The 24,235-nt window shown below is 69.3% G+C and carries 23 protein-coding genes; 8 read left to right on the top strand and 15 right to left on the bottom strand.

Features of this window, described 5'->3' with window-relative positions; genetic code table 11:
- Window positions 1-102: 102 nt before the first annotated feature.
- Window positions 103-777 carry a hypothetical protein gene (locus RKE50_RS12930; protein ID WP_350036919.1) on the top strand — a complete coding sequence of 225 codons (675 nt, stop codon included), beginning with the start codon at window positions 103-105 and terminating at the stop codon, window positions 775-777.
- On the opposite strand, the gene RKE50_RS12925 is transcribed toward RKE50_RS12930, so the two are convergent.
- The 6 genes from RKE50_RS12925 to RKE50_RS12900 form a co-directional block, all read right to left on the bottom strand.
- Window positions 769-2,610, bottom strand: coding sequence for a right-handed parallel beta-helix repeat-containing protein (locus tag RKE50_RS12925; protein WP_350036917.1), 1,842 nt, complete (start codon window positions 2,608-2,610; stop codon window positions 769-771). The two genes, RKE50_RS12930 and RKE50_RS12925, sit on opposite strands and share 9 nt — an antisense overlap.
- A 118-nt stretch (window positions 2,611-2,728) precedes the next feature.
- The gene (locus RKE50_RS12920; RefSeq protein ID WP_350036915.1) at window positions 2,729-3,499 is read right to left on the bottom strand and encodes a prealbumin-like fold domain-containing protein; all 771 of its coding nucleotides are present in this window, start codon (window positions 3,497-3,499) and stop codon (window positions 2,729-2,731) included.
- Window positions 3,500-3,779: 280 nt separating this feature from the next.
- Entirely contained in the window at window positions 3,780-4,658 is an 879-nt protein-coding gene (locus tag RKE50_RS12915; RefSeq protein WP_350036914.1) for a hypothetical protein, read from the bottom strand.
- Window positions 4,659-4,822: 164 nt separating this feature from the next.
- Complete coding sequence (gene lptA, locus RKE50_RS12910) at window positions 4,823-5,407, bottom strand: lipopolysaccharide transport periplasmic protein LptA (RefSeq protein ID WP_350036912.1); 585 nt, start codon at window positions 5,405-5,407, stop codon at window positions 4,823-4,825.
- Window positions 5,404-6,336: a lysophospholipid acyltransferase family protein gene (locus tag RKE50_RS12905; RefSeq protein WP_350036910.1), complete on the bottom strand. Its 933-nt coding sequence runs from the start codon at window positions 6,334-6,336 to the stop codon at window positions 5,404-5,406. The genes lptA and RKE50_RS12905 overlap by 4 nt, the downstream gene beginning before the upstream one ends.
- An 8-nt stretch (window positions 6,337-6,344) precedes the next feature.
- Entirely contained in the window at window positions 6,345-6,968 is a 624-nt protein-coding gene (locus tag RKE50_RS12900) for a sterol desaturase family protein (protein ID WP_350036908.1), read from the bottom strand.
- Between the two features lie 275 nt (window positions 6,969-7,243).
- On the opposite strand from RKE50_RS12900, the gene RKE50_RS12895 reads away from it, so the two are divergent.
- On the top strand, window positions 7,244-8,104 hold the full coding sequence (locus tag RKE50_RS12895) for a sterol desaturase family protein (RefSeq protein WP_350036906.1): 861 nt from the start codon (window positions 7,244-7,246) through the stop codon (window positions 8,102-8,104).
- Here the strand turns inward: RKE50_RS12895 and RKE50_RS12890 are convergent.
- The 3 genes from RKE50_RS12890 to RKE50_RS12880 are packed head-to-tail and all read right to left on the bottom strand — an operon-like array spanning window position 8,101 to window position 11,785.
- Window positions 8,101-9,060 (bottom strand): lysophospholipid acyltransferase family protein, encoded by a 960-nt coding sequence (locus tag RKE50_RS12890; protein WP_350036904.1) that lies wholly within the window; start codon window positions 9,058-9,060, stop codon window positions 8,101-8,103. The genes RKE50_RS12895 and RKE50_RS12890 overlap by 4 nt on opposite strands.
- On the bottom strand, window positions 9,060-9,980 hold the full coding sequence (locus RKE50_RS12885) for an NAD-dependent epimerase/dehydratase family protein (RefSeq protein WP_350037863.1): 921 nt from the start codon (window positions 9,978-9,980) through the stop codon (window positions 9,060-9,062). The genes RKE50_RS12890 and RKE50_RS12885 overlap by 1 nt, the downstream gene beginning before the upstream one ends.
- Window positions 9,981-10,012: 32 nt before the next feature.
- On the bottom strand, window positions 10,013-11,785 hold the full coding sequence (locus RKE50_RS12880) for a fatty acyl-AMP ligase (protein WP_350036902.1): 1,773 nt from the start codon (window positions 11,783-11,785) through the stop codon (window positions 10,013-10,015).
- A 423-nt stretch (window positions 11,786-12,208) separates the two neighbouring features.
- On the opposite strand from RKE50_RS12880, the gene RKE50_RS12875 reads away from it, so the two are divergent.
- From RKE50_RS12875 to RKE50_RS12855, 5 genes are all read left to right on the top strand, one after another.
- Window positions 12,209-13,348: a hypothetical protein gene (locus RKE50_RS12875; protein ID WP_350036900.1), complete on the top strand. Its 1,140-nt coding sequence runs from the start codon at window positions 12,209-12,211 to the stop codon at window positions 13,346-13,348.
- A 32-nt stretch (window positions 13,349-13,380) separates the two neighbouring features.
- Window positions 13,381-14,154, top strand: a complete 774-nt coding sequence (locus RKE50_RS12870; protein WP_350036898.1) for a nucleotidyltransferase family protein — start codon at window positions 13,381-13,383, stop codon at window positions 14,152-14,154.
- A 121-nt stretch (window positions 14,155-14,275) separates the two neighbouring features.
- Complete coding sequence (gene aptA, locus RKE50_RS12865; protein WP_350036896.1) at window positions 14,276-15,616, top strand: omega-aminotransferase AptA; 1,341 nt, start codon at window positions 14,276-14,278, stop codon at window positions 15,614-15,616.
- A gap of 116 nt (window positions 15,617-15,732) precedes the next feature.
- Window positions 15,733-16,050, top strand: coding sequence for a helix-turn-helix domain-containing protein (locus RKE50_RS12860; RefSeq protein ID WP_350036894.1), 318 nt, complete (start codon window positions 15,733-15,735; stop codon window positions 16,048-16,050).
- A complete protein-coding gene (locus tag RKE50_RS12855; protein ID WP_350036893.1) occupies window positions 16,040-17,290 on the top strand; it encodes a type II toxin-antitoxin system HipA family toxin in 1,251 nt (416 codons plus the stop codon). The genes RKE50_RS12860 and RKE50_RS12855 overlap by 11 nt, the downstream gene beginning before the upstream one ends.
- Here the strand turns inward: RKE50_RS12855 and RKE50_RS12850 are convergent.
- Genes RKE50_RS12850 through RKE50_RS12835 form a run of 4 tightly spaced genes read right to left on the bottom strand, consistent with a single transcriptional unit; the run spans window position 17,287 to window position 20,950 of the window.
- Window positions 17,287-18,186, bottom strand: coding sequence for a metallophosphoesterase family protein (locus RKE50_RS12850; RefSeq protein WP_350036891.1), 900 nt, complete (start codon window positions 18,184-18,186; stop codon window positions 17,287-17,289). The two genes, RKE50_RS12855 and RKE50_RS12850, sit on opposite strands and share 4 nt — an antisense overlap.
- 16 nt (window positions 18,187-18,202) lie before the next feature.
- Window positions 18,203-19,456, bottom strand: coding sequence for a UDP-N-acetylglucosamine 1-carboxyvinyltransferase (murA, locus tag RKE50_RS12845; protein ID WP_350036890.1), 1,254 nt, complete (start codon window positions 19,454-19,456; stop codon window positions 18,203-18,205).
- On the bottom strand, window positions 19,456-20,655 hold the full coding sequence (spt, locus tag RKE50_RS12840; RefSeq protein ID WP_350036888.1) for a serine palmitoyltransferase: 1,200 nt from the start codon (window positions 20,653-20,655) through the stop codon (window positions 19,456-19,458). Before spt ends, murA begins: the two co-directional genes overlap by 1 nt.
- 52 nt (window positions 20,656-20,707) lie before the next feature.
- Window positions 20,708-20,950: an acyl carrier protein gene (locus tag RKE50_RS12835; RefSeq protein WP_350036886.1), complete on the bottom strand. Its 243-nt coding sequence runs from the start codon at window positions 20,948-20,950 to the stop codon at window positions 20,708-20,710.
- 70 nt (window positions 20,951-21,020) lie between these two features.
- Between RKE50_RS12835 and RKE50_RS12830 the strand changes: the two genes are divergently transcribed.
- On the top strand, window positions 21,021-22,130 hold the full coding sequence (locus tag RKE50_RS12830; RefSeq protein WP_350036884.1) for a mitochondrial fission ELM1 family protein: 1,110 nt from the start codon (window positions 21,021-21,023) through the stop codon (window positions 22,128-22,130).
- A gap of 7 nt (window positions 22,131-22,137) precedes the next feature.
- Here RKE50_RS12830 and RKE50_RS12825 read toward each other — a convergent pair whose 3' ends face one another.
- Both RKE50_RS12825 and RKE50_RS12820 read right to left on the bottom strand, forming a co-directional pair.
- Window positions 22,138-22,521 carry a VanZ family protein gene (locus tag RKE50_RS12825; RefSeq protein ID WP_350036882.1) on the bottom strand — a complete coding sequence of 128 codons (384 nt, stop codon included), beginning with the start codon at window positions 22,519-22,521 and terminating at the stop codon, window positions 22,138-22,140.
- Window positions 22,518-24,230 carry an ABC transporter ATP-binding protein gene (locus tag RKE50_RS12820; RefSeq protein WP_350036880.1) on the bottom strand — a complete coding sequence of 571 codons (1,713 nt, stop codon included), beginning with the start codon at window positions 24,228-24,230 and terminating at the stop codon, window positions 22,518-22,520. The genes RKE50_RS12825 and RKE50_RS12820 overlap by 4 nt, the downstream gene beginning before the upstream one ends.
- Between the last annotated feature and the right edge of the window lie 5 nt (window positions 24,231-24,235).

Here is a 24,235-nt window from a genome sequence, read left to right as displayed (position 1 = left end):
ATTCGGGTGTTCCGCCGTCCGGCCTCGTAAGGTATTGAAAAATAAGGCATATCACCCCGCCAGTTTGTTGGCACGTGAATTGCAAACGTGTGACTCTAGAGAATGTTTATTGCCGGAAAGCGCGATCAGCCCGGCTCGCACCTTACGGAGAACCTCACCATGCCGTCACACTCCATCCGCAAGAAGCTCCTTACCGGCGTCGCCGCGCTCGCTATCGGCCTGGGCGCTGCGAGTGCCAACGCTGCGCTGCTGGGTGTCAGCTCGATTCTCATCAGCAACGCGGGCGTTCCCGATGGATGGCTGCAGGTGGCCGAGTTCGAGGCTTATCAACTGGGCACAGGTACTAATGCCGCGCTGGCGGCAACGGCCTCGGCGCCAGACTCCTGGAATGCCTTCTCCACACCGGACAAGGCCATTGATGGAAATACCGACGGTAACTTCTTCAACCAGAGCGTGTTCCACGAAGGCAACCCGCGCACCGGCGACACGCTGACGATTACGCTGGCGGCCGTTACCGACCTGAGCGGCTTCGCCATCTACGGGCGTACTGACTGCTGCTCTGCGCGGGATGTCTACAACATCGATTTCCTGGATGCCGCGGGCGCGACGCTGTTCTCGGCTACCGATGTGGATGCCACGGCGGGCAGCGATCATGTGGCGCGTTTCCAGTTTCCCTCCCAGCAGGTTCCTGCGCCGGGTGTGCTGGCTCTGTTCGGCCTGGGTGCCCTTCTTCTCGGTGCGCGGACGGCTCTGCGCCGCGCCCGGCTTTCAGCCTGAGCGACTATCGGCCTGAATTACCGGGGCCCGGCGGCTCGCCGGCCCCGGGCCGAGATAGGGTAGCGCGGGGTAGGGCGGGACGCGCAGCGACTCGCGCGCCTGCCCCCGGTCTCCGCTGCGCAGCTTGATCCCCACGTAGATGTTTCCCACCGCCTGAACGGGCGCCTTTAGTCCCAGCCGCAGTAGCCGGCTTCTGTAGGGCCGGTCGTTATAGAAGGTAACGTCCCTGAGGATGACCCGGTCCCCTGGCTTTGCCTTTCTTGCCTCCGGCAGCTCGAGGCCGTAGCCGATCAGGTCGCCGTTCTCACTGAGCGGGCCCTCGCCCAGCACCGAGCGCTCGATCTGCAACAGGCCTGCCTCCGGCACATCGACCAGCCGGCTGTCGCGGGCATCGAGAGAGGCGATCAGGCTGTCGATGATCAGCGTTCGCGATGCCCGGCTCTTGAGTTCGTGGCCGGCGTTCCGCGCGCGCAGGCTCCAGCTGCGAACAAACTCCAGCTCACCGCTATTGACGTAAACGTTGTGGCCAAGGGTCCCGCTGCCTTCCACGCCGTTGTCGTGGAGGTAGCTGTCGATGATGCGGATACGCCCGCCGGCGTGGCCCGTCAGTACGCCCATCTGCGCATGGTGGAAATGCACGCCGCGGAGGGTCACATCGCCCCGGTCCTGTCGTACGCAGGCACCGTTACCGTCGCTGACCCGGATGCCGTGACACGCGAGCCCGTCGATGGTGACGTCGGCCCGGACGACGATGGCGCCCTTGCCGCCGGTGCTGGTCTCCACCAGCGTCGCCCCTGGCTCTGCGACCAGGGTCAGACCCGGCTTGCCGATCGTCACTGCCTGGCGGTAGTCGCCGCGCCTGAGCAGGATCGTGCCTCCGGGGCGGGACTGGCGCACCGCCTCGGCCAGGCTGTCGGTAGCGCAGCCCTCGTTATCCCCGCTCTGCGGCAGGGTTTCACAGGCGATGACGACGCTCGGTGCTTGCAGCAGCGCGAGCGCCCGGTTGCCCTCGCTGCGGATACCGCGGTCTGCGCTGACTGCGCTCCCACCGACGATGGTCACGCCGTCGAGCAGTGCCGCGGGGTTCGGCGCATCGCCGCCGCGGGTGCTGGCCAGCTGTCGCACGGTTGAGGCAAACACGTTGCTGGCGACGAAGCCGCCCGCGCCCGGGTCGAGTTCGACCGGGGGCGGGCAGGCGCGGCCGGCGCAGCGGGTGCGGATAACCAGGTTGCGCATCGCCCAGTAGGCGCCCTCGACGCTGATAGCGCCGGGAGCGGTGGTCACCAGCACGCTATTGCCCAGGCGCTCGCTGCCGAGTACGACCGGGGCGGCGGCGCTGGCACCGGCTTCTCCCAGGCGCAGAGGCTCGGCAAGGCGATAGCTGCCGGGCGCGAGCAGAATCAGCGTCCCCGGCGTCGCTTCGGCAACGGCACGCCGGAGTGCAGCTGTCGACGCGACGCGCACCTCCCGGGCATGATCCGGCGGCTCGGCGAGCTTCCAGCGGTTCTCGTCCGTGCGTGATAGCGGGCTGCCGTGGCGGTCATAGCGCGGCCCCACGTCCCCGCGGAGGGAGCTGGCGCCCGCGCCGCGCCATGGGGGCAGGATGCGTTGGAGATCGACTGCGTTTGGTTCCGCCTGTCCATTGCTCAGGCTGGCCGGCAGGATGCTGCGCAGGGTGGTGGCGACGTCCACGCCAGCGTGTTGCTCGACGGCTAGGATCAGCTGCTCGCCGTAATAGCTTGGCGTTACACCGGTTGAGCGGAAATGTCCGTAAAGCAGCCCTGCGCCAAGGGCAGGCAACACCAGGAGCGAGGCGACGACGACCCTGGACATCCTCGCAGCCTGGCTAACGCGTGTTGTCACCTGCCTCTGTCGCTGCAGACGCGCGGGTAGGGATGCTGCGGCCGCGCGGGGAAGAAGATCCCCGGCGCGTCAAGCGCCGGGGCGTTTCTCAGATCGTCACCGCTTCAGGCGTGTTAACGAAGGTACACTCCGCGGTCTGCCCCTCGGCCAGCGAGATCGTGATGCTGTTGCCGTTCTGCACGAATTCGACCTCGGTGCCGCAGTCAACGGACTCCAGTTCCCATCCATCGGCCGGGACTTCGCTGATGGTGTAGTCGCCGGGTTCCAGCGGGCTCAGCGTGAATGAGTCCCCGTCCTCGAGGTCTTCGGTCGCCCCGGACGGCTTGGTAAACGTGAACGTGATGCCTTCGAGCTCGGGATCCGGAACGGCATCCTTGGTGATGATGATCGAGCCCGGCGAATCGGGGATGTCGCCAAATACCGCTGTCGTGTGCGAGATTTCCTTGCAGTCACGCCCGGTGCCGCCGCCCGAGATCGTCACGCTCTCGCAGCCCTCGCCCCAGGCGACGGTGTAGCAGCCGTCCGTCACCGGCTCTTGACCGCAGTTCAACGAACCGTCCGGGTTCCCGGCATCGAAGTAGAATCGATCCTGCCCCGCCTTGATGCAGACCTTGGTGATCTCGATCCCGCTGCCCGGATTGTAGGTCTGGTTACCCATGCCCTCGATTTTCTGGTCGCCCTGGCAGACCTGGTCGGGATTGCCTCCGGCACGGTTTTCGGCCTGTGCCCTCTCCGCGCGCTCCGGTTTGCCCTTGGCTGCCTCGGTCACGGCTGTGCCCCCCAGGGCGAGCAGGATAAGGCAGGCGCCCGCCGTCGCCCTGTGCAGGGCCGCCGGCTTTTTCTTCTGTTCACTATTCATTGTCATTGTCGTACTGCTCCCTCGGCTGTTCCTGCTCTGCTGGCAGGAGTAAAGAGGACCAATGCCCGTCGAGCGGGTAGTGGCCCGATCAGCCCTTGTAAGCGCTCGCAGTGATCGGCATGCAACATTCAAGCCTTTGTCAGAAAATCAATGGGTTAGGTGTGTCGTGGCAGCCGGGCAGGGCCCCGTGTGTCAAAAAAGCCGACGCCTGCGCCCGGTTGCAGGCGCAGCCGTCGGCCTGGACACGGGACAGCCGCGGCAGCGGTGCCCCTGCTCAAGGTCAACCGCGGCGGCGCAGAGCCAGCATCACCAGGCCCAGCCCGAGGAGTGAAAGGATCCCCGGCGTCGGAACCTGGCCGACGAGGACCCGGAACTCGCTCGGATAGATCCCGCCATCGACCTGGTAGGGGCCGGTGAGGTCACCCTCGCTCGCAAAAGCCCAATTGGTCATGTTCAGGCTGAAGTCGACGCTGTAGAAGCCCTGGTTGGCCGGGCTGGTCTGGTTCTCCGTGATTTCGAAGATCCCCGTGAAGCTTCCCGTTACACCCGTCGGGTGATTGCCTGCCTCGATAATGTTCGGTGCCGTCATCTGACCCTGCAGCCCGGTCGCGGTCAGGCTGAGGGCGTAGCTGTACCAGGCGCCGCCGTCATTGACGTTGTCATAGGTGCTGAGCCGGGCAAAGTCATCCGCGCCGGCGTTCTCCCCGCTCAGGCTGAGGTTGAAATCGGTGTAGTAGGTGCCGTCAAAGTTGCTGAAAGCCATGGAGACCGCGGTGTCGGTGCTGCCGTCATCATCGAACAGCTGCATGAAGCCGACACCGGTATTGCCGGTCGTGTTGCCCCAGCCGGCGCGCCCCTGCTCGTCGGTGGTGTACCACCAGGAGCCCATCAGGATGTTCGCGTCCGCGTAGTCGCGGTCATCGTGGGTGACGGACAGGGACAGGTCCCGGTTCTCGACCTCGATGCGATCGATGCTGTCGATGCCGTCGCGCGCATCGGCGAGGGTGTCGTAGCGGAGGATCGTGCCGCTGTAGCCAAAGCGGTCCGTGACGGCCGCGCCGCCGCCGAAAGGCATGGCGTGGGCGCTGGCCGCAGCGAGGCTGGAAACCGTGGCGAGGGCGGCGAGTTTGCCGACCGCGGTGAGCGTTCTTGGATACATGCTTATGGTTCCTTGCGTTGCTTGTGGATGCCACTGCGGCCACGCAAGGGTAGTTCCGAAACCGGAAAAAAATGCTCGTTTCAGGGTTTTGGGATATTGCCAGCGGAGCTGCGAGAGCGGATTGTAAAAGCCTTCGACAGCGGGGCGCGGACGCTGCCCCGGTACTAGCCCTCTCCGCCCCCTGGTAGCCGCTCCGGCGGAATCAGCGTCCGCACGCGCTGCCCCGTCGCCGGGTTCGCCCAGGCCGTTATCACCTGCCGGTCGATGGCGTAGTCCATGCGCGCCGCGTCCATCTCCATCCGCCCCTGGCGCAGCCGCACGGCGTTGCGCAGGCGGATCAGCGCCTTCGCCTGGAAGTACTCGATCACCCGCGCCCGGGCGCGGACCAGTTCGCCGCCGGGTTCCGGCAGCTGTTGCATGCGGGCCGGCGCACCGCGGGCCTCGATGAGCATCACGTTGCTGCCGGCCAGCGGGTCGCGGCTGTCGCTGGCGGGGCGGGCGGCGCGGTCGGCCTGGGTGAGCGTGACCTCGTCGGCGTTGATAACCAGCGAGCCCTGCACGATCTCCACGTCGCCGCGGTAGACGGTGGTGCCCTTGGTCTCGTCGCGGATTGCTTCTTGCGTGCGGATCTTGATCGGCTGGCGGTTGTCGTCGGGAAGAGCGGCCGCGTGCGGCGACAGGGCCGCGAGCACCAGTGCTGCCCTTACGGCGGCCGGCAGACGGCGGCCTTGCGCACCGCGTTCGCTCACAGCCGGTGCGCCTTCGGCCAGCGCCGCTTCAGGCAGATCCACTGCCCCGGCGTTTCGCGGATCCAGGCCTCGAACTGCGCGTTCATCTGCCGGGACAGGTCGAGGGCCTTGTCGTCGAGCCCGGCTTCGGCGTCTTCCGCTGTCAGCGGGTCCAGCACCTCCACCCGGTAGCGGGCGCCCCCCAGCCGTTCGCAGTGAATGGGAATGAGCGCGGCGCCGGTGCGCAGGGCCAGCCGGGCGGCGGTGGTGTTGGTCAGCGCCTCGCGGCCGAAAAAGGGCAGCAGTTCACCGGTCTGCAGCCGCGTGTCGGTGGCCAGGCCCACACTGTGCCCGTCTTTCAGCTCCTTGATCAGCGGGCGCACGCCGTCGTCCGTGGGTACCAGGCGCACGCCGAAGGACCGGCGCAGGTCCTGCACCAGCGTATGGACCGCGGGGTTCGACTCCGGCGCGTAGACGGTGCTGATGCGCAGGTCCCGCTCCCGGGCGATGAGGTTGGTCAGCTGCCAGGCGCCGACGTGGGCGCAGACGAACACGGCGGGCCTGCCCGCCTCGATATGCTCGCGGGCAGCGTCCGACCAGTGGAAGGCGATGCGCCGGTCCCGCTCCTGCCACAGCTGCTCCAGCTTCAGCAGCTCCGCCGCGGCCATGCCCAGGGAGCGGAAGACTTCTTTCACGGTACGCTTGCGCCAGGCGGCGTCCCGCTCCGGGAAGGCGATGGATAGATTGGTGTCTGCCTTGCGGGCTTTCTGGGTCCAGGGGCCGACGGTGGCGAAGAGCGCGCCGGCAACGCGGGTCGCCTGTTCCGGCCGCAGCCGCTGCACACACCAGAAAAGTCCCTTCAGTAGCGCCGCCTCCAGGGCCTGGGCGGCGCGGCCGAGCGCCGGGAAGCGCTCGGCGAGGGGCTTGGGGACGAAGTAGTACTGGGCCACGGCGCGCCTCAGCGCCCGGGGCGGGGGCTCTCCGCCGGCCGGGTGCCGAAGACCATGTCCCAGAGCGGGCTGCTGACGCCGTAGCGCCCGCCCTGGCCGGAGAAGTGGTGCTTCAGGTGGTAGTGCTTGAGGTACTTCGCCACCGGGTTGCGCATGGGAAAGTGGTGCGTGGCGTAGTGGATGTAGTCGTACACCAGGTAGCCGACGATAAAGAACGCCGTGAACACCTCGAGCCAGGCCGCCGGCAGCACGGCGCGGAACAGCAGGTAGAGCACCGCCATGATCGGGATCGCCCCGGCCGGCGGCATCACCAGGCGGGTCTTGTCCTTCGGGTCGTCGTGGTGGTTGCCGTGGAACAGGAACACCAGCCACTTGCCGAGGCGGCTCTTCGCGGGAAAGTGGAACAGGAAGCGGTGCAGGCCGTACTCGGTCAGGGACCAGGTGAATACACCGGCGACCGCGAGTGCGGTAACGGTACCCGCCGGCAGGCCGTAAGTGCTGAGCCCGCTCCAGAACAGCCACGCAGCGATCGGCCCCCAGAACACCAGCGGGGTGATCGGGTGCACGTGCGACAGCCGCTCGAGAAGTTCGTTCTCGAACAGGCGGATGGATTCGTGTCGGGTGCTGTCCATGGGATCGCGCTTTCAGCCTAAGTAATTGCTGGGCCAGTATTTTACTCGTCCTGGGGCCAGGAAACGACCGTCTCCCGCCCCGCGCCTTCGGCATTATTGCACGCTGGCCGGGGTGGTCCCGCGTGCGCCGCGTCGCGCTTCCGGCCGTCTTCTGCTGTAATGCTCTGCGAGCAGGCCTGCTACCGGCAGGAAATTCCGTCGGAAAAACAACGGGGAGGGAACTCAGTGCTGGTTTATCGTTTCGCCGGTCGCGGCCGGGAAACCCGGTTGACCTGATGGACGGCGAGATCGTCGCCAAATCCTCCGCGAGCCTGGTCTACACGACCACGCTGTTCATCTTTGCCGCTGCCATGGTGCTCGAGGCGTTTGCCCCGCGGCGGCAGCTCGCTGGCGGGATCGCCTGGCGCTGGGGCAACAACTTCACCCTGGGCCTGCTCAGCTGGTACGGCTCCGCCGTCGGCAGCACGCTGCTTTTCGTCTGGCTGGCGCGCTGGTCCCAGCTGCACCAGGTCGGGCTCCTCGGTAACTGGGGCGCCACGCCGCAGTTCCTGGTGTTACTGGCGTCCACGCAGCTGCTGAGCTACTGGATTCACCGCGCCTTCCACGCCTGGCGCTGGCTCTGGCCTCTGCATGCCGTTCACCATTCGGACACCGACGTGGACGTGTCTACCACCTACCGGCACCACCCCCTGGAGCCGCTGCTTTCGCTGCCCCTGGCGGCACCGCTGGTGCTGCTTCTCGGCGTGTCACCGGCCGCGGCACTGGCCTATCGGCTCTTCGACGTGGGCGCCCAGGTGTTCAGCCACAGCAATATCGCGCTGCCGGCTCCCCTGGAGCGGGCGCTTCGGTACGTCATCCTGACGCCCGACTTCCACCGCGTGCATCACTGCGCCGAGGCCCGCTATACCAACAGCAACTACGGCAGCCTCGTGCCCTGGTTCGACTACCTCTTCGGCACGGCCCGGCATCGCAGCGCGGAAGAGCAGCGCACCATGGAACTCGGCCTCGAGTACCTGCGCGAGCCCCGCGACAGCCGCATCGACCGGCTGCTGCTCGCTCCCGTCAAGGTCTTTCGCCTTGCCGGTCCGCGCCCGGCTGCCGCGGCGCCGCTCGTCGAGGGACGGCCGCTCGCCTAGTCCTGCCCGGCGTTGGCTTCCAATGGGCTGCTGCCCGTCCCCCGAGGCCACAGCCGCTTTGTACACAGCCAGTCCGCCGGCTCTTCGCGGATCCACTCGGCGAAGTGGTCGTGCAACTGCTGCATCATGTCCCGCGCCTGCTCCCGCTCGTCGGCCGCCGGGTCCCTGGGGGTGATCGGCGCATGGAAGCTGACGGCATAGCGGGCATCCTTGAGCCGGCGCACCCGTGCCGGCACCAGCGCGCAGCCCTGCTTGAGGGCGAGCTTCGCCGGCAGCATCGAGCTCGCCTTGGGGTGGCCGAAGAAGTCGATGTCCTCGCCGTCATCCACCCGCCGGTCGACCACGACCCCCACGCTGCGTCCGCCGCGCAGCGCCTTGAGCAGGGCGCGGGCGCTGTTGTCCCGCGGCACCAGCTCGCAGTTGAGCACGGCGCGGGAGCGGAGCAGCATTCGGTCGAGGTAGGGATTGGTGGGCGGGGAGTAGAGCGTGGCATTGGCAATGCCCAGGCGCGTGAGCGCGCTGCCGACCACTTCCCAGCTGGACAGGTGCGCGCAGGCGATGACGCAGGGCTGCAGGTCCACGGGGTCGGCCCCCGTGGTGTCGATGTCGAGCCGCGCGGCCTCCCGGGAGAAGCGGTCGAGGTGCGGGTACTCGGCGAGGATGCGGCCGCCCTGGCGCCAGCAGGCGCGGGCGAGGTGCTCGAGGCTGCCGGCGCCCAGGGTCGGGAACGCGATCGCGAGGTTGTCCCGCACCAGCCGGTGCTTGCTCGCGAGCCGCGGCCCGATCCAGCCGCCCACGCGCGCGCCCAGGCGGGACGCGAGGTCCACCGGGAGCAGCCGGAACCCTTTCAGCAGCAGCCAGACGAACACGAAGTCGATGCGCCAGAGCAGCCGCCGCAGCCAGGGATAGCGGCGGGCCGGTCCCTTGAGCGGGGCGCCGATGATGAACTCGGCCATCAGCCGATCCCCGGCAGGGTCGCGAGCCCGGCTGTCAGGTCGATGGCCGGCTGCCAGCCCGTGGCCGCCGTGATCGCCGCGTTGTCGGCGACCCAGTCCGGGTGCCGCAGCTCGCGCAGCTTGGAGGGGGTGAGCATCGGCGCGCGGCCCAGCAGGCGGGCGCTCGCCAGGTTGCCGGCGGCGACCAGGTCCAGGAGCAGCCGCGGCAGCGGCAGCAGCCGCACCCGGCGGTCGCGCTGCCGCGCCACCACCTCGGCGATGTCCCGCCAGCTGTAGCCGCCCTCGCGGCCATCGTGGAGCGGGAAGGTCTCGCCTATCGCAGCTTCCGACCCCAGGCAGGCGAGGGTGGCGCTCACGGCATCGTCGACGTGCAGCAGCGAGGCGCGTGCCGCAGCGCTGCCGGGCAGCGGCGCGATGCCGCGGGCCATGGTGCGCAACAGCGGCAGCAGTTCCCGGTCCCCGGGGCCGTAGACGGCCGGTGGGCGCAGGATGGTCCAGGGCAGGGCGGTGACCGCCGTTTCGCGGAGTGCATCCTCCGCTTCCTTCTTCGAGCGGCCATACCAGGACAGGCGCGGTTCGCGGGCGGCGAGGGAGGAGAAGAACAGCAGCCTGGGCGGTTCCGGCTGGCCGGCGAGCGCCAGGAAAAGCTTGCGGCTGCCCTCGACATTCACGCGGTGGAAGTCACCGTAGCGCGCACCGCGGACGGCGCCGGCGAGGTGAACCACGTAGCGGCAGTCGTGTACCAGTGCCTGCAGGGCTTCGCGGTCGTCGAGGTCGCCGCGGACCAGTTCGCAGCCCGCCGCAGCCAGCTCGCCGGCAGTCCCCGGGCGCCGGGCGAGGGCGCGCACCGGGTGGCCGCGGTGGCGCAGGGTCAGGGCGAGATTGCGGCCAATGAATCCGGTGGCCCCGGTGAGGGCAATGCGGGCCCCGGGTTCAGGCCCCGGTTCGCCGTTCAGGCCGTGGCGACCCGAACGCGCAGTTCCTCGGCGACCGCGTTCAGGCGCTCCTCGTCGTGGGCGGCAATGAAGTCGAGGCGCGCCTTGGCGCGGGACAGCTTGCCGGAGGAGGTGCGCGGCAGCGAGTGCGGCGGCACCAGCTCGACGTAGCAGTCGAGGCCGAGCTCCGTGCGCACGATGGCCGTCAGCCGGCGCACCAGGCCGTGGCGCTTGTTCGGGTCGCGCTCGCGGCACTGCACGACCAGCACGCACATCTCTTCACCCTCGTGATCCGGGGCGGAGAAGGCGAGGGCGTCGCCCACGCGCACTTCCGGCTGGGTCTCGGCCAGGTGCTCGAGGTCCTGCGGCCAGATGTTGCGGCCGTGGATGATGATGAGGTCTTTCTTGCGGCCGGTGATCGTGAGCACGCCGTCCGCCAGGTAGCCGATGTCGCCGGTGTTCAGCCAGCCGTCACCGCACAGGGCGTGGGCGGTCTCTTCCGGCAGGTTGAAGTAGCCGGACATCACGCTGGGGCCGCGCAGGTGGATCACGCCGCTCTTCCAGTCCGGCAGGGCGTTGCCGTCCTCGTCGCGCACTTCCACCTCGAAGCTCGGCAGCGGGACGCCGCAGTTCACGAAGTGGCGCCCGCGGCCCTCGGTCTCGCCCCGGTCCATGAGCACGGCCTCGTGCTGGTCGGCGAGGTGGTCGCTGTCGATGTAGTGGGTGCTGAAGCCCTCGGAAAGCGGCGAGAAGCTCACTCCGAGGGTGCACTCGGCCATGCCGTAGCAGGCGACGAAAGCGCGGCGGTCGAAACCCGCCGGTTCAAGGATGTCGGCGAAGTGCTCGAGGGTCTGCGGGCGGATCATCTCGGCGCCGATGCCGGCAACGCGCCAGTGGCTGAGGTCGTATTCGGCGATGTCGCCGGGGCGCACGCGGCGGGCGCAGAGGTCGTAGCCGAAGCTCGGGGCGAAGGCGATGGTCGCCTTCGACTGCGTCATCATCTTCAGCCACTGCCGGGGGCGCATGGCGAATTCACGCGTGTCGAGGTAATCGACGGAGATCTGCGCGGCCACCGGTGTCAGCACGAAGCCTACCAGGCCCATGTCGTGGTAGAACGGCAGCCAGGACATGAGGCGGTCTTCGCCGGTGATGTTGAGGCCGTGCGCGACGATGCCGTGCAGGTTGGCCATGGCCGTCTCGTGGCGGATGATCACGCCGCGGGGGAAGCGGGTGCTGCCGGAGGTGTACTGCAGGTAGGCGATGTCGCCGGCGTCGACCTGCGGCAGGTCGATGGCCGGTATGTCCAGGGCATAGAAGGCGTCCGGCGTTGCCACCATGCGCACGGAGAGGCCGTCGCTCGCTTCCTCGAGGAAGCCCAGGTAGCCCTCGGAGGCCACGGCGACGTCGGCGTCGCTGGCCTCGAGCAGGCGGTGCAGCTGGGCGACGTAGGCCTCGTGGGCACCGATCTTCACGGAGGCGGGCAGCGCCACCGGGATCAGGCCGGCATACTGGCAGGCGTAGAAGAAGCGGACGAAGTGGGGGTCGGTCTCGGCGACGAGGGCGACGCGGTCACCCTTGGCGAGGCCCAGGCCCAGCAGCTGGCGCGCAAGCTCCTGCGACTGCTCGCGCAGCTCGCGGTAGGTGAGGCGATCGTAGATGCGGCCGCGGCCGTTGAAAAAGTTGCAGCCCGTGTCCCCCCGCGCGGCGTAGTCCAGCGCCTCCGTCAACGTGGCGAAGTCGGCCGGCCGGAACGGCTGCGTGTTAGCGGTAGGTGTGGCTGAAATGTGCAACGATCCGTCTCCCTTCGGTCCTGACTCCGTCCCGCGGCGCCGTGGTTCGGGGCGCTTGCGGGACGTGCTGCCGCAATATCCTTCTGCCGCTGCTTTCCCGCGGGAAAACAGCGTCACAACACTTCAATACGGGAGCCCATGGTAGCATTCCGCGAAGGCGCGGAAACAGGAAATAATACCAAGCCAGTCAATAACCTATCTCAATCCGGGGAAGCTCTACATGAACTTCTCCGCCGGTTTTTCCACCGGTTCTTCCACGGCTTGGCAGCCCCCTCTCGGACCGCCGCCAGGGGCCAGCGGTCGCGCGATAAGGGCCTCTGACAGCACGGTGGCCGGGAAAGTTCCGGGGGCGGCGGCAATTCGCGCCGCTGGCGGGTATACTCGCCGCCTTCGCCACAGGCAGGGGGCAACCGGGGAGGGCGCGTGAGCGAGCAGGTAGAGGCAGGCGACCGGTCCCTGGCCGTGGTGCCCCTTGCGGGCCGGCGCGACCTCGGCCGCTTCATCGACCTGCCGCGGCAGCTCTACGCCGATGACCCCTGTTTCATTGCCCCCCTGGCCTTCGAGCAGCGCCAGCGCTTCTCGCCGAAGAGTCCCTACGCGGCGCACGCGCGTTGGCAGGGCTGGCTCGCGCTCGACGGCGACCGCCCCGTGGGCCGCATCACCGCGCAGGTGGACAGCCTCGAGCGCGATCCGGCGCTGGGCTACTTCGGCATGTTAGAGGCGGACCGGCCGGATGCGGTCGGCCCGCTGGTTGCGGCGGCGGCGGACTGGCTGCGCGCCGCCGGCAAGACGCGGGTGCGCGGCCCACTCAACCTGCACATCAACGAGGAGGTCGGCCTGCTCGTAGAGGGCTTCGACACGCCCCCGGTCGTGCTCATGGGCCACGCAAAGCCCTGGTACGACGAGGCGCTGCGGGCCGCGGGTTTCAGCGGCGTCAAGGACCTGCTCGCCTACCGCACGCGGCCGGACTTCGAAGCCCCGAAGGTGATGACCCGGCTCGCCGAGCGCGCGTCCCGCCGCATTGCCATCCGCAGCCTGCGCAAGCGCGACCTGGCGCGTGACGCCGAGGCCATGCGCCGCATCTTCGACGATGCCTGGGCCAACAACTGGGGCTTCGCGCCGCTGGACCCCGCCGGCTGGTCCGATACCGTGAGCACGCTGGCGAAGCTGCTGCCCGAGGACTATATCCAGTTCGCCGAGGTCGACGGCGAGCCCATCGCCTTCATCGTCGCCCTGCCCAACCTGAACGAGGCGGCGCGGGACCTCGACGGCCGCCTGCTGCCCTTCGGCTGGCTCCGCTTTCTCTGGCGCCTCAAGGTCAGCGGCGTGTCCTCGGCGCGCATTCCCCTCATGGGGGTGACCCAGGCCTACCAGCACTCCCGGCTGGGGCCCACCGTGGCCTTCATGATCATCGACGCGGTGCGCCGGGCTCTGCAGGGCCGCGGCGTGACCGAGGTGGAGATGGGCTGGATCCTCGAGGACAATGCCGGCATGCGCAACATCATCGAAACGATCGGCGGCCAGGCGTACAAGCGCTACCGCGTCTACGAAAAGGACCTCTGAGCCCCATGCCCTTCGACCCCGGCCAAGACCCCATGACCGCCGTCGTCCTCGCCGGCGACCGCAGCAAGAGCGATGCCCTGGTGGAGCGCTCCGGCGCCGGTGCCAAGGCGCTGCTCGATCTCGGCGGTGAACCCATGGTGCTGCGCGTGCTGCGCGCCCTGGGCGAGGCCCGCGCCATCCGCCGGGTGGTCCTCGCCGGCCCGGAGCGCGAGGCGGTGGACCGGGCGCCGGCCCTGGTGAGCTACCTCGACGGTGCCGCCGTGGAGTGGCAGCCGCCGCGGGTGTCCCCGAGCACGAGTGCCTACGAGGTGATGCAGGACATCCCGCCGGAGGAACCGGTGCTGCTGACCACGGCGGACCACCCGCTGCTCACCGCCGAGATCGTCGATGCGTTCGCCCGGCAGAGCCTGGTGGACGACGTCGACGTCACCGTGGGCCTCGCGCCGCACGCGGTCGTCCTCGAGGGCTACCCGGGTATCCGCAAAACGGTGCTGCGCTTCAGCGACGGCGAATTCTGCGGCTGCAACCTGTTCGCCTTCCTGACGCCCGAGGGGCGGCAGATCGCCGCCTTCTGGCGCAAGATCGAGCAGCAGCGCAAGAAGCCGCTGCGGGTCATCGGCATGCTCGGCTGGTGGGCGGTCATCCGCTACCGGCTCGGGCTCCTGCCGCTGGAGGAGGCGCTCGCCAAGCTCGGCAAGCGCCTCGGTTTGCGTATCCGCGCCGTCGTACTGCCCTACGCCAACGCGGCCATTGACGTCGACTCCATCGCCGACCTCGACCTGGTGCAGACCACCATCGACCGCTGAGACGACCGGGCCGCGCTGCGCCAAGGTGCCCCGCAACCCTCCCCCCGAGTAGTAGTGCCCGCGGACGCTGCCATGCGCTAGGCTTGTGCAACATGCCGATATTTTTGCGGGAGGCCCGCCCATGACCTCGGTACCGAACACGCGCCCGGCCCTGACCCGGGCAGAGCTCGAGGCCCACTGGATGCCCTACACGGGCAACCGCCAGTTCAAGGACGATCCGCGCATGATCGTCGGCGCCGAGGGCATCTACTACATCGATGACAACGGCCGGCGCATCATGGACGGCCTCTCGGGGCTCTGGACCTGCGGCCTCGGCCACAACCGGCCGGAGATCGCCGAGGCCGTGCACCGGCAGTTGAAGACCCTCGACTACTCGCCGGGCTTCCAGTTCGGCCAGCCGCTGTCCTTCGAGCTCGCGAACGTGCTCAAGGGGCTGACGCCGGCGGGCCTCGACTACGTGTTCTTCACCAACTCGGGTTCCGAGTCGGCGGATACGTCCCTGAAGATGGCGCGCGCCTACTGGCGGGCGAGGGGGCGCCCGGAGAAGACCCGGCTCATCGGCCGCATCAAGGGCTACCACGGCGTGAACTTCGGCGGTATCTCCGTGGGCGGTATCGGCGCCAACCGCAAGATGTTCGGCCAGGCGGTCGAGGCGGACCACCTGCGGCACACGCTGCTGCCGGAGAACCGCTTCTCCCGCGGCATGCCGGAACACGGCGCGCAACTCGCGGACGAGCTCGCTGACCTCATCATGCTGCACGACGCCAGCAACATCGCCGCGGTGATCGTCGAGCCCATGGCCGGCTCCGCCGGAGTGATCCCGCCGCCGGTGGGTTACCTCGAGCGCCTGCGCGAACTGTGCACCGCCCACGACATCCTGCTCATCTTCGACGAGGTGATCACCGGCTTCGGCCGCTGCGGCGCCATGACCGGCGCCGAGGCCTACGGCGTGGTGCCGGACATCATGAACGTGGCCAAGCAGATGACCAACGGCGCGGTGCCCATGGGCGCCGTCATCGCGAGCAAGGCCATCTACGACACCTTCATGGCGCAGGACCTGCCGGACCATGCGCTGGAGTTCGCCCACGGCTACACCTACTCAGGCCACCCGGTGGCCTGCGCCGCCGGCCTCGCCGCCCTCGACCTGCTGGTGAAGGAAGAGCTGCCGACGCGGGTCGCCTCGCTGGCGCCGGTACTGGAGGACGCGATCCACGGCCTGAAGGGCAAGCCCGCCGTGGAGGACATCCGCAACTACGGCTTTGCCGCTGCGCTCACCCTGGCGCCGAAGAAGGGCGACCCGACCCGCCGCCCGTTCGAGATCGCCATGCGCATGTGGGAGAAGGGTTTCTACGTGCGCTACGGCGGCGACACCATCCAGCTGGGGTTGCCTTTCGTGATCGAGCCGGAAGAGATCGAGCGCCTGGTCGGGGCCCTGGGCGAGGCGCTCAGCGAGAACGGGTAGGCCCGACGGCGCAGCGGAAGACGGTGCGCCACGCTCTAACTCAGCCATGCTATTGGGCTGGAAATTGCAACCTTCCTGACTCATAATCGATGGTAAAGGGTCACGAAGGTTACATTATGCCCACACCAGCAACCCCACCCAGCGCGGCGCGTCGGGCCCTGCGCAAGCTGGGCGCGGACATCCGTGAAGCGCGCAAGCGGCGGCGGCTGTCGATGGAGTTGCTGGCGGAGCGCGCGTTTACCTCGCGCAAGACCCTGCAGCGCGTCGAGGCCGGTGATCCCATGGTCAGCGTCGGCATCTACGCGTCGGTACTCCATGCCCTCGGTCTGCTCGACGGGCTCGCCATGACGGCAGACCCCGGTACCGATGAGCTTGGCCGGCGCCTTGCCGCGGACGCGCTGCCGAAGCGAATCAGGACCGGCGATGGAGGATGAGGTAGAGGTTCACTGTGACCTGCAGGGTGAGTGCTGGCGCGTGGGCACGCTCTATCGACAGCCCGGCAGGGGCCGGGAGACGGTTGCCTTCCAGTATCACGCGGCATGGCTGGAGCATCCCGCACGCTTCTCGCTCGAACCTGCGCTGGCGCTCGGCCGCGGTACCTTCCATCCAGCGCCCGGTGCCGACGTTTTCGGCTCAATCGGCGATTCCGCACCGGATACCTGGGGGCGCCGCCTGCTGCAGCGCCGTGAGCGGCGCCTCGCTCGGGATGAGGGTCGCGCACCAAGGACCCTGCAGGAAATCGACTACCTCCTGGGGGTGACTGATATTGCGCGGATGGGCGCGCTGCGTTTCAAGCGACCGGGCGATCCCGATTTCCAGGCGCCGTCGATCGGCGGGGTACCCCACCTCGTTCAGCTGGGTGCGTTGATGGACAGCGCGCTACGAGTGGATAGGGAGGATGCTGCTGACGACGCCCTCGACACGATCCTCGCACCGGGGTCCTCCCTGGGAGGGGCGCGGCCGAAGGCGTCGGTGCGCAGCGCGAAGGGGGAACTGGCAATCGCGAAATTTCCCAAGGACAGTGACGGCTACGGTCAGGAGCGCTGGGAGCACATCACGCTCGCTCTCGCTGCAACTTCCGGCATCCGCACACCGCGGCACGAGTTGCTTGACGTGGATGGTCGCGCCGTCCTCCTGTCCTACCGCTTCGATCGTGACGGTGCGCGACGGATCCCTTTTCTCTCCGCCATGGCAATGCTTCAGGCACGCGATGGTGAGCGCGGCAGCTACCCAGAAATCGTGGATGAACTGGGTCGTCATGGCGCACGGGCGCGAGCCGATGCAGCCGAGTTATTCAGGCGCATGGTGTTCAACATCCTGGTGTCCAATGTCGACGACCACCTCCGCAACCACGGCTTTCTCTGGGCCGGCGCAGCGGGATGGATTCTTGCACCGGCCTACGACCTGAACCCGACGCCCACCGACCTGAAGCCGCGCATCCTCTCGACCAACATCAGTCTCGACGAAGGTACCTGTTCCCTGCCGCTTGCGCTGGAGCAGGCCGCGCTGTTCGGGCTCTCGTCCCGCGATGCGCGTGCGATAGCCGCAGAGGTGGGCAGAGCGGTTTCCGGCTGGCGCGAACTGGCCGCCACGCAGGGTGTGTCTGCCAGCGAACTGGAGCGCATGGCAAGCGCCTTTGAGCACGAGGATCTGGCGGCTGCACGCGCGCTTTAGCGGGCGCGGGGCAGTGTGATTGTTTCTTCCCGGAGTGTTGTGACCTCGCCTTCGCCACGGGCAAAGCCCCGAGTTAACACGGCCAGGGCCCAACCCGGCTCCTCCCGAGTAACAAGGAAGCGGTGATAGGCCGCCGCCGGCCGGTCGCCGCGGCCCTCGGCGGAGGCCGAGGGCGCAGCGATCACCGGCGCCACGCCGTCCACGGTTTCCAGTTCGTGCCGCTGGTCGCGGTGGCCGTGGCCGTGCAGGACCAGCTCTGCGCCGCCGGCGGCGAGCGTGCCGGCGACGGCCGCGTGGTTCACCAGGTGCTTGCGCCGCGAGTCCACACCGGCGAGGGGGCAGTGGTGCAGGTAGACCACCCGGAACAGGCCGCGCGCCCGGCACGCCGCGAGCAGCGCCGGCAGGCGGGCGAGCTGCGCGCCGTCGACGCGACCGCTGGCCAGCCCCGGTGCGGTCGCCACGGCGCTGTCGAGGCCGATGAAGGCGATGTCGCCGCGCACGCGCAGCGTGGGGTAGCCGGGGCCGTCGTCCCCGGCGAGGTAGTCGGCCCAGTAGCGCGCCTGGTAGTCGAGGCTGGCGGGCACCGTCGCGTCGTGGTTGCCCGGTACCAGGGCGACCCGTGACGGCGGCGCCAGCGCGGCCAGCCACCCGGCGGCCGCCTGGAACTCCCGCTCCAGGCCGATGTGGGTGAGGTCGCCGGTGATCACGATGTCCGGTGCGCTGTCGTCCGCAAAGTCGGCGACCAGCGCATTCAGGCGTTCCCGCCGGTGCTCCAGGCGCCGGCGGCGGCGCCAGGACAGGTAACCGAGGAAGCGCTTGGAGAATAGCTCCCGCGGCGACACCCCGGCCAGGGAGGTCAGGTGCAGGTCGGAGAGATGAACGAAGTCCCGGGTCACGGCCGCGGCGCGCCGCTCAGTGGATGCGGCGGATGATGCCGCCCAGCGATGCCAGCTTGTCGTCGATGCCGGCGTAGCCGCGATCCAGGTGATAGACCCGGTCGATGGTGGTCTCGCCGTCGGCGGCGAGCGCGGCGATGACCAGGCCCGCGGAGGCGCGCAGGTCCGTCGCCATGACCGGCGCCCCCTGCAGCCGCTCCCGGCCCTGGACGATGGCCGTGTTGCCCTGCAGGTCGATGGCCGCGCCCATGCGCTTCAGCTCCGCCACGTGCATGAAGCGGTTCTCGAAGATGTTCTCCACTACCGTCGCGCTGCCCTCGGCGAGGGCGTTCACCGCCATGAACTGGGCCTGCAGGTCCGTGGGGAAGCCGGGGTAGGGCGCGGTGGAGATATGCATGGCCCGGCAGCGGCGGCCGCCGCTGTCGAGGGTGATCCAGTCGTCGCCCGAGTCGAGCTGCAGGCCGCTGGCCTGCAGCTTGGTGAGCACGTGCTGCAGGAAGGACGAGTCCGTGTTGCGCAGCGTGACGCTGCCGCGCGTCGCGGCGGCCGCGGCGAGGAAGGTACCGGTCTCGATGCGGTCCGGCGGTACCCGGTGGCTGGCGCCGGTCAGCGCGGGCCTGCCCTCGATACGCACGACGCTGGAGCCGGCGCCCTCGATGCGCGCGCCCATGGCCGTGAGCAGCCGCGCGAGATCGCCGATTTCCGGCTCCATGGCCGCGTTCTCGAGCACCGTTTCGCCGTCGGCGAGCGCGGCGGCCATCATCAGGTTCTCAGTGCCCGTGACCGACGGGACGTCGAAGGCGTAGTGACAGCCGCGCAGCCGCGCGGCCTCGGCCTTGATGTAGCCGTTCTCGATACGGATCTCCGCGCCCATGGCGCGCAGGCCCTCGATATGCTCGTTCACCGGCCGCGACCCGATGGCGCAGCCCCCGGGGAGAGAGACGTCCGCGCTGCCGAAGCGGGCGAGCAGCGGGCCGAGGAGGAGAATGGCGCCGCGCATGGTTTTCACCAGCTCGTAGGGCGCGCGCACGCTGTGCACGGCGCCGGCGTCGATATGCACCGTGGCACGGTCGCGCTCGATGCGGCAGCCGAGCAGCTCGAGGAGCTTCAGTGCGGTGTCGATGTCGCGCACCGCGGGCACGTTGCTCACGCTGAGCGGCGAGCTGCCGAGGAGCGCCGCAGCGAGGACCGGGAGGGCGGCGTTCTTGGCGCCGGCGATGGACACCTCGCCGGCGAGGGGGCCGTTCCCGGTGATGAGAAGACGGTCCATCAGGCGGCGTCGGGAGTGACGAGGCCCGCGTCGATGAGGCCGCGGTAGGCCTCGATGATCCGGTCGACCTGCTCGGTGCTGTGCGCCGCACTCATGCTGTTGCGCAGCAGGTAGTTGGTGCTCGGCGAGGCCGGCGGCACCACGAGGTTGACGTAGACGCCGCTGTCGAACAGCTGCTGCCAGGCCGCCATGGCCGCCTCGCGGTCGGCGAACTCCACGGCGACGACCGGGCTCGGCGTAGGCCCCAAGGCGAGACCGAGGGCCTTGAGCCCGCTGTACAGGCGCCGCGCGTTGTCCCAGAGGCGCTCGCGCAGCTGCGGCTCGTCGCGCAGGATCTGCAGCGCCCGGCGGGTCGAGGCGACTACCGAGGGCGTGGGCGAGGCCGTGAAAATGTAGGCGCGGATGCAGTAGCGCACGTCCTCGAGCTCGGGGTGCGGACTGACGCAGTAGCCACCGACGCCGCCGAGGCTCTTGGAGAAAGTGCCGACGGTGAAATCCACCGCGTCTTCCACCCCGGCGGCCTCCGCGGCGCCGCGGCCGCGTTCGCCGAGCACGCCCAGGGAGTGCGCCTCGTCGACCAGCAGCATGGCACCGTATTCGCGCTTGATGTCGGCGATCTCCTGCAGCGGCGCAATGTCGCCGAGCATGCTGTAGATGCCCTCGGCGACGATGAGCGTGTTCGCCGCGCGGTCGCCGAGGCGGCGCAGGCGCTTGGCGAGGTCGGCGGGGTCGCTGTGGCGGTAGCGGATGACCTCGGCGCCGGAGAGCTTCACGCCGGAGTAGATGCTCGAGTGGCTGTCGGCGTCGAGCAGGATCACATCGCCGGGGCCGGCCAGGGTGGCGCAGGTGCCCATGGTGGCGGCATAGCCGGTGGAGAAGGTGATCGCGTGGCCGACGCCGAAGAAGGCCGCCAGCTCCGCCTCCAGCGCCTGGTGCTCGGCGAAGCTGCCGTTGGCGAGCCGCGAGCCGGTGGTGCCCGTGCCCCAGCGGCTGGTCGCCGCGCGGGCGGCTTCGATGCAGCGCGGGTCCGCGGACAGGCCGAGGTAGTTGTTGGTGCCGGCAAGGATGACCCGGCGCCCTTCCACGACGCCCTCCGTGGCGGAGAGGAGCTCGTCGGTGACGGCGCCGAAGGCCTTCAGCCTGCGGTCGCGGAGCTCCGACTGGAACGCCGCCATTTCCTTGAACTTGTCCAGGAGCATGGTGTAGCCCTCGCTGTGGTGCCCTCGATGGCGTGAGGGGGCGCCGGGCGGCTCAGGGGTTGAGGTCGCGGATCTTCTGCGTCAGGTCTGCCACCGTGTTGACGTCGGGCAGGATATTGAGCGGGATCGAGATGTCGTAGTGATCCTCGATCTGCTCGATCACCTCCATGACCTCGAGGGAACTCAGGCCCAGGTCCGCGACCAGGCCGGTGTTCTCGTTGATCATCACGCGCTTCCGGTTGTACTTCTGCAGCAGTTCACACAGGAACGCGAGGCAGCTCTGGTAATCGGCCACGGCCGTCCTCCTTGCGCGGGCGCCGCCCAGGCGCTAGATTCCGGCGCACTATACCCATGGACTCTCCCCAATGCCAGCCGTTTGGTTGATCGACGCTTACCGTGCCGGCGAGCGCGGGCAGGTGCGCGCCCTCGCCGAGGGGGCCGCGTCCGCGCTCGGCTGGCCGCTCGAGACGATCAGCCCGGAGTACCGCTCCTGGGCGGTCTGGCCGCACCTGTTCCGCCAGGCGTCGCTGGCGGGGCTGCGCCGCCGCTCCCGGCGCACCTTCACCGCCCCCTGGCCGGGCCTGGTGATCACCGCCGGCGTGCGCAACGAGCCCCTGGGCCGCTGGCTGCGCCAGGCGTCGGGGGGGGTGACGCGCTACGTGCACGTGGGCAAGCCCTGGGGTCACCTCGACGAGTTCGACCTGCTGGTGACCACGCCGCAGTACCGGGTGCCGGCGCACCCTCGGGTGCTGCACAACGAGCTCACGCTGCACGGCCTGGAGGGCCGGCGCCTGCAGCGCGCCGGCGAGACCTGGGCGGCCCGCTTCGCGCCGCTGCCGCGGCCGTGGATCGGCGTCCTCGTCGGCGGCGACAGTGGGCCCTACACCCTGGGCCGGCGCGCCGCGTCGCGGCTCCTCGAGCAGGCCGTGGCCCGCGCCCGGGACTGCGGCGGTTCGCTGTTGGTGACCACCAGCGCGCGCACGCGCCCGGCGGTGACCGAGGTGCTGGAGCGGGGCCTCGCCGGCAGCGGCGGCGTGCATACCTGCCCGCACCTGCTGCACCGCTACGGCGCCTCCCCGGACAACCCCTACGCGGGCATCCTCGCTCTCGCCGACGCCTTCATCGTCACCGGCGACAGCATCGCCATGCTGTCGGAGGCCTGCGGCACGGGCCGCCCCGTGGCGCTCTTCGACCTCGGGGGCATGCGCCGGGACGCCGGCACGGCGAGCGTTGCTACCGAGACCGTCGACCCGCGCCTTGGCGCCTTCCTCTACCGGCTGCTGATGCGCTGGTTTCCCCAGCCGCTGAGCCGCGATATCTCGCTGGTGCACCGGGCGCTGGTGGCCGCCGGCCGTGCCGAGTGGCTGGAGGATGTCGGTCCGGTGGTCGGGGCGCCGGGCGTGCCGGTGGCGGCGCGCTCGCCCGACCTGGACCGGGCGCTGGCGCGGGTGTGCGCGTTGGTCGCGGAGGCCTGAACCGGCGTCAGTGCGCCGCTCGGCGAGCCCGGCAGGCCAGGTAGCCCAGGGCCACTCCGGCACCGTTCAGGACCCCGTCCAGCAGGGAGGCGTAGCGTCCCGGTACCTGCAGCTGCGCAAGTTCGATCAGTAATCCGAAGGCGAAAACCGCCGCGGCAAGCCTGAAAGGTGCTACCCGGGTGTCCTCCAGGGCCCAGGCCCAGGCTCCATACAGCAGCGCGTAGAAGACCAGGTGCATGACGTTCTGCAGTGCGGGCGGCACGGCCCCCAGGTGCCACTGGAACTGCGTGTCGCCCTCGAGGGGAACGCCCGGTAGCAGCGAGAGCAGCAGCGTGATTGCGGCCATGGCGAGCGCGGCGCCGAGGCGCAGCGGCAACGGCGCCGGGATCACGGCAGGCCGATTTCCGCCCGGCCGTCCTGCAGCCGGTAGACGCGGTCCGCCGCGTCGATCATGGCGCGGTTGTGGGAAATGGCGAGGATGGTCAGCCGGCCCTTCAGCTGCTCCATGGTCTGGCGCACGGCCTGCTCGCTGGCCGGGTCCAGGGCGCTGGTGGCCTCGTCGAGGATCAGCAGCCGCGGGTGGTTGATCAGTGCCCGGGCGATCACGATGCGCTGGCGCTGGCCGCCGGAGAGCTTGCCGCCGCGTTCACCCACGACCGTGTCCATACCCTGCGGCGTCGCCGCCACGAAGTCCCAGGCCCCGGCATCGCGCAGGGCCTGCTCGGCATCCTCGCGGCTCAGGGCCGGGTCGTCGAGGGTGACGTTCTGCAGGATGCTGGCGTGCAGGAGCACCGTGTCCTGCGGCACATAGCCGATCTGCCGGCGCCAGGCGCGGGCGTCCAGCGTTGCCAGCGCCTTGCCGTCGATGCAGACCTCGCCCCGGGACGGCTGCAGCAGGCCGATGGTGAGGTCCACCAGGGTCGTCTTGCCAGTCCCCGACGGGCCCACGAGTGTGGTGAGGGAGCCGGCGGGAATGTCCAGCGACAGCCCGTCGAAGACCGGGTGCCGGTCGTCGTAGGCGAAGACCACGTCGCGGAAGGCGATCCCCTCCGCGAGCGGTGCCGGTGCCTCGCCGCCGCTCGCCTCGGCGGCGGCGCCGGCCTCTGCGATGCTGTCGCGCATGGCCCAGTAGGCGCTCTCGCCCTGCACGAGCTTCTGGTACTGCTTCTGCACCTTGCCGAGGAAGGAGAAGGCGCGGCCGAGGGCCACCACCAGCACCATGACCTTCGGCAGCTCCATCTGGAAGACCTCCAGCGCCGCGTAGATGCCGAGGCAGATGAAGATCGCGAACATCAGCTCCTGCGCCGAATCCAGCAGCGCCGAGGCCAGCACCTGCCGGCGCAGCGCGCGGTTCAGCTGCCGCGTGTCCTCGGCCAGCACCTGGTCGGCGCGCTCCTCCCGGGCCATGGCCTTGATCGGCTTCACGGACTGCAGGATGTCGGTGAGGTTGCCGACCAGCGAGGTCAGCATGCGCGTCTGCTTGCGCCCGGCGCGGCGGGTGATGCGCACAAGGAAATGCGACAGGCCGATCACGATGGCGCCGGCGACGATGGCGACCAGCGAGGCGCGCCAGGACAGGGCGAAGGCGACGCTGCCATAGATCAGCGACTGGATCAGGAAGGTGATCGCCGTGGCGCCGTGGACGAAGGACTGGGAGGAGCGCTCCGCCTCCGTGGCCAGGGCATTGGTGAGCTTGCCCGCCGGCTGGTGCAGGAAGTACTCCCAGCGGCTGCGCAGCACCGCGCGCAGCATCTGCAGGCGCAGGTCCGTGCCCACCTGCGCCGCGGTGTAGCCCACCTGGCGCTGCGCCGCGAGCAGGAACACGCTCTTCAGGAACACGCCGGCGAGGACGATGAGCAGCATGTTGCCGAGCGTCGTGGCAATGCCGAGGCCGTCGAGGGCGTCGAGCACCACCTGCTCATAGCCGGACGGTGGCTCGGCAGCACCGCCGGTGAGGCGGCCGCTGCCGAGGGCAATGTTGAGCAGCGGCAGCAGGGCCGACAGGCCCACGCCCTCGGCGAGCCCGGACAGCAGCAGCGCCAGCAGCATGAGCAGCGTCGGGCCGCGGTAGCTGCGGAAAAAGCTGAACATCAGGCGCATGGCGG

Source organism: Pseudohaliea sp. (assembly GCF_040217025.1).
Taxonomy (GTDB): domain Bacteria; phylum Pseudomonadota; class Gammaproteobacteria; order Pseudomonadales; family Halieaceae; genus Pseudohaliea.
This window is presented reverse-complemented; position numbering and strand designations above follow the sequence as displayed.